Raw genomic sequence first — 11854 nt, forward strand, 5'->3', positions numbered from 1 at the left:
TATTACGGATTTAGAAGTGATTTGAGGCACCAATCGTTACATAACCTTTTTTATTTTTTTCGGCACTTCTTTCGTTTGCAAATTAACATCTTCTTTTCGTAGCTCTTTAAAGAGTGAAGTAACCATAAGAACGACTACAATAGAAAATGGTAGCGCAGCAATTATAGCTGCGATTTGTAGTGCATTTAATCCTCCAGCTTGTAATAAAATAGCGGCAATTATCGCGATTGTTAATCCCCATATAAGTTTTAAACTATTTTTCGGTGATAAGCTTCCGTTACTCGTTTGCATGGAAACGACAAATGTTGCTGAATCGGCAGAAGTAACGAAAAATGTGGCTACTAGAATCAACCCGATAATCGTTAAAAATGTAGAGAATGGTAGGTGTGAAATAACAGCAAATAATCCAATCTCTGTACCATTTTTTGCAATTTCATCAGCTATTCCAAGCGATTGGAACATTTCCATATGGATTGCGGTACCACCAAATACTGCAAACCAAAATGTACAGATAAGAGTCGGGACTAATACAACTCCAAAAATAAATTCTTTTATTGTGCGCCCTTTAGAAATACGTGCGATAAATGTGCCGACGAATGGAGACCAAGAGATCCACCATCCCCAATAGAAAATAGTCCAGTTTTCAATCCAAGAAGAAGATTTTTCACTAAATGCTCCTAAATTTAATCCCATACTAGGCAAAGCTCCAATATAAGAACCGAGTGTAGATGTGAAATATTTCATAATAAATACGGTTGGCCCTAAAAATAAAAAGGAGACGAGTAAAATACCTGCAAGAGAGAAATTTAAGTTACTCAAATATTTAATCCCACGATCTAAGCCAGTTTGTGCACTCGTTAAATATAAAACGGCGAAGATGGCGATAAGTACGAGCTGTGTAAGTAAAGTGTTATGAATAGAAGGGAATAAATAGCTTAATCCTCCAGCAATCTGTTGAGCACCAATCCCAACAGATGGTACAATGCCAAATACTGTGGCTAAAACAGCTAAAATATCGACTGTTTTTCCAATACGAGAATTTTTCGATCGATTAAATAATGGAGTAACTGTAGCCCCGATAGTGCTACCTTTTTGTTTGCGGAATGTGAAATATGCAATTGTTAAAGCGACCATTGCGTATAGTGACCATGGAAAGAGACCCCAGTGGAAAAATGAATATTGCATAGCGAGTTTGGCACTTTCCTCTGTCCCCGCTTTTCCTGTTAATGGATCTGTAAAATGTGAAATCGGTTCAGCGATTCCATAAAAGAGGAGTCCAATTCCCATTCCTGCCCCAAACAACATGGATAGCCAAGATGGATAATTATATTTTGGCTTTTCTCCATCTTTACCAAGACGAATAGAACCGTACTTGGAAAATGCTAAATAAGCAGCCAAAATAATCATTGTAGTCATAAGTAGAGAGTAAAACCATCCAAATTTATTGAGGATAAATGAGTTTAAAGAAGATGTAACACTTTGTAAATCGTAGCCTTGTATCCAACTTGCTGGGGTAATTCCCCATATAATGAATAATGTTGTTAGCAAGAAGGAGATATAAAATACACTGTTTTCTTTTTTTATCATAGAATCCCACCCTTATTTAATAAAGTTAACAATTATAATAATCATAACAATTAAGTTTTTAATTGTCAAAAAATTAACTTTTTATAATGTGAAAGGATGCAATTTGTTTTAGAGAGGTAAAGAGCAATGCGTTCACGATATGTACAAATTATAGGAAGAAATAATATGAAATATTGCATTTTATATTGTTACATCCAGATTTTATGTTAAATTCTTGAATGGAATATTAAAATAGGGGGCAAGGATATGAACAAGAAATCAAAGATTAATAAAGTGATGCTTAGCATTAGTACAATGGCTTTATCGTTAGGCGCACTTCAAACTCATGCAGCAGCGGAAGAAAAAGTACCGTATAACGTGTTAAAAACGAAACCGGTTGGAATTGAAAAGTCGGTAGATGAAGTTGGACATATTTCAAAAGTTGATGAAACTTTATCATTTCAAGAACGTTTAAAAGTAGGAGATTTTTCACAGCGACCAGCATCTATTACGAAGAAAACTGCAGTAAAGCAGGTTAAAGAAAGCTATTCAATGGCTGATTTAAACAAAATGAATGACCAAGAATTAGTTGAAACGTTAGGCAGTATTAAATGGCACCAAATTACAGACTTATTCCAGTTTAATGAAGATGCAAAGGCTTTTTATAAAGATAAAGGAAAAATGCAAGTCATTATAGATGAATTAGCTCATAGAGGTAGTACATTTACGAAAGATGATTCAAGAGGAATTCAAACGTTTACTGAAGTGCTGCGTTCAGCTTTTTATCTTGCATTTTATAATAGTGAATTAAGCGACTTAAATGAAAGAAGCTTCCAGGATAAATGTTTACCTGCTTTAAAAGCAATCGCAAAAAATCCAAACTTTAAGCTTGGTACAGTTGAACAAGATACAGTCGTATCTGCGTACGGTAAATTAATTAGTAATGCTTCAAGCGATGTTGAAACGGTTCAATATGCATCGAATATTTTAAAGCAATACAATGATAATTATACTACTTATGTAAATGATCGAATGAAGGGACAAGCAATATACGATATTATGCAAGGTATTGACTATGATATGCAGTCGTACTTAACTGAGGCTCGTAAAGAAGCGAATGAAACGATGTGGTATGGAAAAGTAGATGGGTTTATTAATGAAATAAATCGTATTGCTCTTCTAAATGAAGTAACGCCAGAAAATAAATGGCTCGTTAATAATGGCATTTATTTTGCTAGCCGTTTAGGGAAGTTTCATAGCAATCCAAATAAAGGATTAGAGGTTGTTACACAAGCAATGCATATGTACCCGCGCTTAAGTGAACCGTATTTTGTTGCGGTAGAACAAATCACAACAAATTATAATGGTAAAGATTATAGCGGGAATACAGTAGATTTAGAGAAAATACGTAAAGAAGGAAAAGAGCAATACCTACCAAAAACGTATACATTCGACGATGGATCAATTGTGTTCAAAACAGGAGATAAAGTATCAGAAGAAAAAATTAAGAGACTATATTGGGCTGCGAAGGAAGTAAAGGCACAGTATCACCGTGTAATTGGAAATGACAAAGCGTTAGAGCCAGGAAATGCGGATGATGTATTAACGATCGTAATTTATAATAGTCCAGATGAATATCAGTTAAATAGACAATTGTATGGATATGAAACAAACAACGGTGGAATTTATATTGAAGAGACAGGTACATTCTTTACATATGAGCGTACACCAGAGCAAAGTATTTATAGTTTAGAAGAGTTATTCCGTCATGAATTTACTCATTATCTGCAAGGGAGATATGAAGTTCCTGGTTTATTTGGAAGAGGAGATATGTATCAAAATGAAAGGCTAACTTGGTTCCAAGAAGGAAATGCAGAGTTTTTCGCAGGATCTACTCGTACGAATAACGTTGTACCAAGAAAGAGTATAATTAGCGGATTATCATCTGATCCTGCAAGCCGTTATACAGCAGAGCGTACACTATTTGCTAAATACGGTTCTTGGGATTTCTATAATTACTCGTTCGCATTGCAGTCTTACTTATATACGCATCAGTTTGAAACATTTGATAAAATTCAAGATTTGATTCGTGCGAATGACGTGAAAAATTATGATGCATATCGTGAAAATCTAAGTAAAGATCCTAAGTTAAATAAAGAGTATCAAGAGTATATGCAGCAGTTAATTGATAATCAAGATAAATATAATGTACCGGAAGTAGCAGATGATTATTTAGCTGAACATGCACCGAAATCGTTAACTGAAGTGAAAAAAGAAATTAGTGATACGTTGCCTATGAAAGATACAAAAATGACAAAACATAATTCTCAATTCTTTAATACATTTACATTAGAAGGTACGTATACAGGTAGTGTCACAAAAGGTGAATCAGAAGATTGGAAAGCAATGAGTAAAAGAGTAAATGAATCTTTAGAACAATTGGCGCAAAAAGAATGGAGTGGCTATAAAACTGTTACAGCATACTTCGTCAATTATCGTGTGAATAGCTCAAATGAATTTGAATATGATGTAGTCTTCCATGGAATCGCAAAAGATGGTGGAGAAAATAAAGCTCCAACGGTTAATATAAATGGCCCTTATAGCGGTCTTGTAAAAGAGGGAATTCAATTTAAAAGTGATGGCTCAAACGATGAAGATGGAAAAATTGTTTCTTATTTATGGGAATTTGGAGATGGAAGCACAAGTGTAGAAGTGAATCCAGTACATGTATATGAAAGAGAAGGTTCTTATAAAGTATCGTTAAGAGTAAAAGATGATAAAGGCAAAGAGAGTAGAAGCGAAACAACTGTTACGATTAAAGATGGAAGTTTAACAGAATCAGAACCAAATAATCGTCCAGATGAAGCAAATCGTATCGGGCTAAATAGTACGATAAAAGGTAATCTTATTGGCGGGGACCACACTGATGTTTATACATTTAATGTAGCATCAGCGAAAGATATCGACATTTCTGTTTTAAATGAGTATGGAATTGGGATGACATGGGTACTTCACCATGAATCAGATATGCAAAATTATGCAGCTTACGGTCAAGCCAATGGGAATCATATAGAAGCGAAATTTAATGCAAAACCAGGCAAGTATTACTTGTATGTATATAAATATGATAATGGCGATGGAACGTACTCATTATCAGTAAAGTGAAACTTTAATCATTCATCCTCCAATGATTATTAGCCCACACCAATCGGGGGAAAATAAGTGCTTTTCCAATGTATGTTTAACTTTACTTTTTGTGGAAAATAGTATATTATATAGATATATAATATATCGGTTATTTTCTAGGAGGAGCCTGTCACAATAGGTTTCTCCTGTTCTTTTTTAGGGGCCTGTTTTACAGGCTTTTCTTTAAAGAGTAAATAACTGAAAATTAAGAACTATAATCTTTGAAAGAGGTGGGGCATACACATAACAAAAAAGGGATTGTTTAAGAAAGGGGGATAAGAAATGGTCTTGTTTGGTTATCCACTTGAAACAATTTATTTATATGGATTTATTATTGCTACTATACTCACTGTTATTTATATCTTCTTTGGAGATATATTTGAATCGATATTTAGTTTTGGGGGCGGATCTGTATCCGTTGTTACTTTATTACTTAGTTTCTTCGCCATGTTATGTGGGCTTAGTTATATAGGAGAGTACTTATTTTCCTTTAATAGTATTACTATTTTCGGGGCTGCATTTGCTATATCTTTTATCGGTGTTTTCATCATGAAAATACTAATTTTAAAACCGATTGCAGAAGCAGAACAAAATACGATGCAACGTATGGATGAATTTATCGGTTGCAAAGGAGAAGTCATTACGACAATTCCTACAGAAGGATTTGGTGAAGTATTAATTTTATCCCAATTTGGAAGTAATGCAATCCCAGCTAAAACTGTTGGAAAAAAAGATATTTCGCAAGGAACAGAGGTTATTATCGAGGGAGTCCAAGATGGTGTTTTACTTGTACAAAACATCGCTTATTCTTTAAAAAAACCAAAATTATAAGGGGGAATTTACATGACGATTCCATTAATTATCGGTGGAGTTTTACTGGCAATTTTAATTCTACTCATTTTAGTGTTCATTACGAAGTATCGTACGGTTGGTCCAGATGAAGCGTTAATTGTTACAGGGAACTGGCTTGGTGGAGGAAAGAATGTTGTTACCACTGATGATGGAAAGAAGATTAAGATTATCCGCGGGGGCGGTACTTTCGTAGTTCCAATTATGCAAAGAGCAGAGCCTTTAAGCCTATTAAACTACAAATTAGAAGTTGGTACACGTGATACTTATACGAAGCAAGGTGTTCCAGTTACAGTAAATGGTGTTTCTATTATTAAAGTAGGTTCTACAATTGAAGAAGTATCTACTGCAGCTGAGCAATATTTAGGAAAAGAAACAGAAGAGTTAAAAGTAGAAGCAAAAGAGGTTTTAGAAGGTCACTTACGTGCAATCTTATCTTCTATGACAGTAGAGGATGCGTATAGTAATAGAGAGCAATTTGCTCAAAAGGTACATGAAGTGGCTTCTACAGATTTAAAGAAGATGGGACTTCGCATTGTTTCTTTCACAATTAAAGAAATAATGGATAAAAACGGATACTTAGATGCACTTGGTCAGCCGCAAATTGCGACAGTTAAGCGTGATGCAACAATTGCAAATGCAGAGCGTGAAAAAGAAGCACGTATTGAAAAAGCACGTGCTGAAAAAGAGGCAAAAGAAGCAGAATATCAACGTGATGCACAAATCGCTGAAGCTGAAAAACATAAAGAATTAAAAGTACAGTCCTATAAGAGAGAACAAGAGCAAGCACGTGCAGATGCGGATCTTTCTTACGAATTACAACAAGCGAAAGCACAACAAGGTGTTACAGAAGAGCAAATGCGCGTTAAAATCATTGAGCGTGAAAAGCAAATCGAGTTAGAAGAAAAAGAGATTGCGCGTCGTGAAAAGCAATACGATGCAGAAGTTAAGAAAAAAGCAGATGCAGATCGCTATGCTGTTGAGCAATCAGCAGAAGCAGAAAAAGTAAAACAAATTAAAAAGGCAGATGCGGATCAATATAAGATTGAAGCTGAAGCGAGAGCTCGTGCGGAAGAAGTACGTGTGGAAGGTTTAGCGAAGGCGGAAATCGAAAAAGCGCAAGGTCAAGCGAAAGCGGAAGTACAAAAAGCGCAAGGTACAGCAGAAGCAGATGTTATTAGATTAAAAGGTTTAGCAGAAGCAGAAGCGAAACAAAAAATTGCTGAAGCATTTGAATTATATGGTCAAGCGGCAATTATGGATATGGTTCTTAAAATGCTTCCAAGTTATGCGAAGGAAGTTGCAAGTCCGCTTAGTAATATTGATAAAATCACAGTTGTCGATACAGGCGGCGGTGGTAAAAATAGCGGGGCTGGAAAAGTTGCGGGCTATGCGACTGATTTAATGGCAACGATGCAAGAAACGTTAAAGGCTTCTTCTGGAATTGACTTAAAAGAGCTATTAGAAGGATTTGCAGGAAAAGGAGCAGTGCAACAATTATCAAGTGATAAACCTGTTGTATCTGTAGTAGAAGATGAGAAAAAAGAAGTAGAAAAAGATAAAGAATAATAAGGTGGAAAGAACCTCTAGTAAGTGAAATACTAGAGGTTCTTCTGTGAATTATAATATTTCGAATAATATACATTTTTATACATTGTTTTAATTATTTAATTTATATAGAATGAAAAAGATATGTATCAATTCTTTATGATGTAGAAAAAGATAGAGAGTCTCATCGATACATTTAAATCGTATTATTTTTATAGAAAGATTAAATGTTAATTAATTACATTTAAAACGGTATGGAGGGGTAGAAGTATGTTTCAAGGGAAACTAAGGAGTAGTAGTTTAAAAACAAAGTTACTTGTATCATTTATTATTATTTTAGTTCTTCCAAGTATTGTAATTGGTTGGACGTCTTATCAACAGGCGAAGACGAATTTTAATGAAACGATTTTAAACTCGGCGAAAGATAATATAAAAATTTTGGATAATGTAATTAATAAAGAATTGGATAGTAAAAAAGTAGATGCAACTTATTTTACGAAATTATTCACACAATCAAGTTACCAAGCAGATCAAATTCAAAACATACAAAATAAACTAGAAGAATACAATAAACTGCATCCAGAAATGGAAGCGATCTATACAGGATCTAGTAATGGACAGTTCATTCAATCACCAGCTATTCAGATGCCAGATGGATATAATCCTACAGAAAGAGATTGGTATAAAGAGGCCGTAAAGAAAAGCAGAGAAGTAATTGTAACTGCTCCATATAAGTCAAAAACGACAGGGAATATTGTTATTACACTAGCAAAGCAAAACGAGGATAAAAGTGGAGTTCTTGGGATTGACTTAATCATTAATGATATTGTTACTACTTCCAAGATGGTTAATATCGGTAAGGAAGGATATGTAGCGATATTTGATCAAGATAAAAATGTAGTAGCGCACCCGAAAATGAAGCCAGGAGAGAAATTAGAAGAGAAACTTAGTAAAGAATTGTATAAACAGGAAGCTGGGGATTTTCATTATTCATTAGATGGTGAAGATCGCAATATCACTTTTAAAACGAATAAGAAAACTGGATGGAAAATAGCAGGAATTATGCCTTCCAAAGAAATTATCGAAGCGGCTGAACCTATTTTCTATAAAACAATAACTGTTCTTGGAATTTCACTAATAATCGGTGGGATTGTAATTTACTTCATAATTGCGTCTATTATTAAACCGTTAAAACAACTTGTCATATCATCGAAGAAGATTAGTGAAGGTGATTTAACAGAATCAATTACAGTTCATTCTAAAGACGAAATTGGACAGCTAGGAGAAAGTTTTAACGAGATGGCTACATCGTTACAAAGTGTCATTTCCAATATAAACACTTCAGCAAGTCATGTAGCGGCATCTTCAGAAGAATTAGCAGCTAGTATGAAGCAGACAAGCGAAGCGACGGAACAAATTACACAGGCGATAGAGCAAGTATCAAGTGGTGCAGAAATACAAACGAAAGAAGTTGAAGAAGGAGCAACATTGTTAGAAGAAGTTACAGAAGGAATTCAGCGTGTTGCAGATAGTTCTTCATTAGTATCTACAGCCTCTATGTATACGAAGAAAAAAGCTGAAAATGGTGGGAAGTTAGTTGAACAAACTGTGAATCAAATGCAATTAATTCATGAGTCTGTTTCACAGTCAGACAAAATCATTGGTTTGTTAGACGATAAGTCGAAACAAATTGGAGCAATCCTTGAAGTGATTCAACATATTGCAGAACAGACAAATTTATTAGCGTTAAATGCGGCAATTGAGGCTGCGAGAGCTGGAGAGCAAGGAAGAGGATTTGCAATTGTAGCAGATGAAGTGCGAAAGCTAGCAGAACAATCAGGACAGTCTTCTACGGAAATTGGGAAACTAGTAAAAGAGATTCAATTTGATATAAAAGAAACAGTAAGCTCTATGAATCAAGTTGGAGCAGAAGTACAATCAGGACTTGTAGTTGCAAATGAAACGAAGCAAAGCTTTGCTGAAATATTGAAATCTACGGATGATACAGTTGTACAAATTGATAACATGGTAGATGTAGCAAAACAAATGACGGTAGATGCAAAACAAGTAAGTGCATCTATTAATGAAATTGCAGCTACAATTGAAGAAAATGCAGCAAGCGTTCAAAATATTGCTGGTTCCTCTGAGGAACAATTAGCTTCAGTAGATGAAATAAATGCAGCAGCAGTCCATTTATCACAAATGGCAGAAGAATTACAAGAGATGATTAGTAAGTTTAAAGTGTAATAACGAATGTTAAGAAACGAGGTAGTAATTTTACTTCGTTTCTTTTTTTATGAAGAGAAAAAGAAAGAAATATAGAGTAACCGTGTTATGATTAAGTATAATTAAAGAGACTGTATATTCTTTAAATTCTATCTTTAATCATGTTAGGGGAATGGTTTTGAAATTAAAAAAATTAAAACTCCAACCGAGAATTACATTAACTATTAGTACACTTATTTTAGTTGTACTTCTGCTAACGAGTTATTTATTTTATTACATATTATCTGAAACGGTAGAAGAGCAAATTGGCAAAAGGGCTTTGCATGTTGCGAAAACAGTTGCTGCTATACCTGAAATAAAGGAAGCTTTTCAAAAAGAAAACCCAGCTTCTATTATTCAGCCGATTGCAGAAAGAATTCGAATGGATACAGAGGCTGACTTCATTGTAGTTGGAAATAAAGAGGGGATTCGATATGCACATCCTGAGCGAGATAAAATAGGAGAAGCGATGATTGGTGGAGATAACAAAGGCGTTTTATTAGAAGGAAAATCATATGTTTCGAAAGCAACTGGATCATTAGGCCCTTCATTACGCGGAAAAGTTCCAATCCGTAATCAGGAAAATGAAATCATTGGTGTGGTGTCTGTTGGATTTTCAATGGATGATATTCATGGAGCGGTAGAGGTGTATGGAAAGCGTGTATTTTGGATTACAATAATAGGGCTATTAATTGGAGTAATCGGCTCTATATATTTAGCGGCAAGCATAAAAAGAATGATGTTCGGTATGGAACCAGAAGAAATTTCATCTTTATATGAAGAGCATAGTACAGTGATTCAATCTGTACGTGAAGGGATTATTGTAATCGATAAAAATGGCATGATTAGTTTAGTCAATCAAGCAGCTTATGATATTCTTTCGCTAGATAAACAACAAAATATTATTGGGGAATTTATTTTAAATGTAATTCCTAATTCAACGATACTAGATGTACTTCAAACTGGTGAAGAACAGTTTGATCGCCAATTAAATATAAAAGGACAGGCTGTTATTGCGAACCGTCTACCTATTAAAGTAAAGAATAAAGTAACTGGCGTTGTATCGAGCTTACGTTTGAAATCTGAAATGGATCAGTTAACAGCAGAATTATCTCAGACGAAGCAATATACAGAGGCATTACGAGCGCAAGCGCACGAATATAACAATTTATTGTATACGCTTTCAGGTCTTATCCAATTAGAATCATATGAAGATGCTTTAGAGCTTATTCATAAGGAAACAGCGGTATATCAAGATTTTGTTCAATTTATTATGAAGCGGATTCAAAATCCATGGCTAGGTGGAATTTTAATTGGATTTTATAATAGAGCACGAGAGTTGAAGATTGATTTTATGCTAGATAGAGAAAGTGGTTTAGACAAATTAAGTCCACATATTGAGAGTAATTATGTCGTTTCTATTTTAGGAAATTTAATTACGAATGCATTTGAAGCAATTGAAAAAAATGAAGAGAATGATAAGAGAGTAAGGATGTTTGTAACTGATATTGGAGAAGAAATATTAATTGAAGTGGAAGATTCAGGGCAAGGGATTCATGATGAAATAATTACTAGCATATTCTATAAAGGCTTTTCGACGAAAGAAGGAGGAGAGCGAGGATATGGATTAGCAAAAGTGAAAGAGTTAGTAGAAGATTTAAATGGAAGTATTGCAATTGAAAAAGGGGATTTAGGTGGTGCGTTATTTATTATTGCACTACCGAAAGAGAGAGGCGAATAGTAATGAGTGAGGAGATTGAAGTATTAATTGTAGAAGATGATATTCGGATTGCTGACATTCATCGTCGTTTTACTGAAAAAATTGAGGGATTTAAAGTAATTGGAACGGCAACGACTGGAGAACAAGCGAAAGAATGGCTAGAGCTTGTGAAGCCACAGCTTGTTTTATTAGATGTGTACTTACCTGATATGCAAGGAACGGAACTTGTCACATATATTAGGCATCATTTGCACGATACAGATATTATTATGATTACAGCGGCATCGGAAACAGATGTAGTGAGGCACGCCCTGCGGGGCGGAGTAACAGATTATATCGTAAAGCCACTAATGTTTGACCGATTTAAAGCAAGTCTGGAAGGCTATCAAAAAAAGATTATACAGTTAAAGAAAAATAATCAATTATCTACGGAGCAAATTGAATATTTATGGTCTCAAAGAGGGGTGAAGGGAGATCAAATAGAATATGCCCCGAAAGGGATAGATCCTTTAACTTTAGCGAAAATAAAAAAGCATATGTTAACAGTTAATGAAGAAGGGATTACAGCAGAGGTGCTAAGTTCAATGGTAGGCGTAAGCCGATCAACTGCAAGGCGTTATTTAGAGTATTTGATATCTGGGAAGAAAGTCCACGCAGAGCTAATATATGGAAGTGTTGGGAGACCGGAGAGACGTTATTTTCTTGTTTCTTCATAATAAA

The 11854-nt window shown here is 34.7% G+C and carries 7 protein-coding genes and 1 pseudogene; 7 read left to right on the top strand and 1 reads right to left on the bottom strand.

Annotated elements, in window-relative coordinates; genetic code table 11:
- Nucleotides 1-36: 36 nt before the first annotated feature.
- The gene (opuD, locus tag ACTFP3_RS22930) at nucleotides 37-1587 is read right to left on the bottom strand and encodes a glycine betaine transporter OpuD (protein ID WP_242284834.1); all 1551 of its coding nucleotides are present in this window, start codon (nucleotides 1585-1587) and stop codon (nucleotides 37-39) included.
- Nucleotides 1588-1833: 246 nt separating this feature from the next.
- Here opuD and colA point away from each other — a divergent pair, with 246 nt between their 5' ends.
- The 7 genes and pseudogenes from colA to ACTFP3_RS22965 all read left to right on the top strand — a co-directional run bounded on the left by colA (nucleotide 1834) and on the right by ACTFP3_RS22965 (nucleotide 11850).
- On the top strand, nucleotides 1834-4731 hold the full coding sequence (gene colA / locus ACTFP3_RS22935) for a collagenase ColA (RefSeq protein WP_326036382.1): 2898 nt from the start codon (nucleotides 1834-1836) through the stop codon (nucleotides 4729-4731).
- Between the two features lie 303 nt (nucleotides 4732-5034).
- Nucleotides 5035-5583, top strand: a complete 549-nt coding sequence (locus ACTFP3_RS22940) for an NfeD family protein (RefSeq protein ID WP_000242444.1) — start codon at nucleotides 5035-5037, stop codon at nucleotides 5581-5583.
- A 12-nt stretch (nucleotides 5584-5595) separates the two neighbouring features.
- Entirely contained in the window at nucleotides 5596-7170 is a 1575-nt protein-coding gene (locus tag ACTFP3_RS22945) for a flotillin family protein (RefSeq protein ID WP_000155019.1), read from the top strand.
- Between the two features lie 249 nt (nucleotides 7171-7419).
- Nucleotides 7420-8454: pseudogene (locus ACTFP3_RS22950) on the top strand (HAMP domain-containing protein); the annotation flags it as partial.
- An 81-nt stretch (nucleotides 8455-8535) separates the two neighbouring features.
- A complete protein-coding gene (locus ACTFP3_RS22955) occupies nucleotides 8536-9396 on the top strand; it encodes a methyl-accepting chemotaxis protein (protein ID WP_372584302.1) in 861 nt (286 codons plus the stop codon).
- A 151-nt stretch (nucleotides 9397-9547) separates the two neighbouring features.
- The gene (locus tag ACTFP3_RS22960; RefSeq protein ID WP_440011369.1) at nucleotides 9548-11155 is read left to right on the top strand and encodes an ATP-binding protein; all 1608 of its coding nucleotides are present in this window, start codon (nucleotides 9548-9550) and stop codon (nucleotides 11153-11155) included.
- Between the two features lie 2 nt (nucleotides 11156-11157).
- On the top strand, nucleotides 11158-11850 hold the full coding sequence (locus tag ACTFP3_RS22965; RefSeq protein WP_001287988.1) for a response regulator: 693 nt from the start codon (nucleotides 11158-11160) through the stop codon (nucleotides 11848-11850).
- The last annotated feature ends 4 nt before the right edge of the window (nucleotides 11851-11854 follow it).

The sequence above is a fragment of the Bacillus cereus group sp. MYBK5-2 genome (assembly GCF_051915685.1).
Classification (GTDB): domain Bacteria; phylum Bacillota; class Bacilli; order Bacillales; family Bacillaceae_G; genus Bacillus_A; species Bacillus_A cereus.

Excerpts from the sequence above, each read along its gene's own strand:
- opuD (WP_242284834.1), bottom strand. The coding sequence starts at position 1,587 with ATGATAAAAAAAGAAAACAGTGTATTTTATATCTCCTTCTTGCTAACA.
- colA (WP_326036382.1), top strand. The coding sequence starts at position 1,834 with ATGAACAAGAAATCAAAGATTAATAAAGTGATGCTTAGCATTAGTACA.
- ACTFP3_RS22940 (WP_000242444.1), top strand. The coding sequence starts at position 5,035 with ATGGTCTTGTTTGGTTATCCACTTGAAACAATTTATTTATATGGATTT.
- ACTFP3_RS22945 (WP_000155019.1), top strand. The coding sequence starts at position 5,596 with ATGACGATTCCATTAATTATCGGTGGAGTTTTACTGGCAATTTTAATT.
- ACTFP3_RS22955 (WP_372584302.1), top strand. The coding sequence starts at position 8,536 with ATGAAGCAGACAAGCGAAGCGACGGAACAAATTACACAGGCGATAGAG.
- ACTFP3_RS22960 (WP_440011369.1), top strand. The coding sequence starts at position 9,548 with ATGGTTTTGAAATTAAAAAAATTAAAACTCCAACCGAGAATTACATTA.
- ACTFP3_RS22965 (WP_001287988.1), top strand. The coding sequence starts at position 11,158 with ATGAGTGAGGAGATTGAAGTATTAATTGTAGAAGATGATATTCGGATT.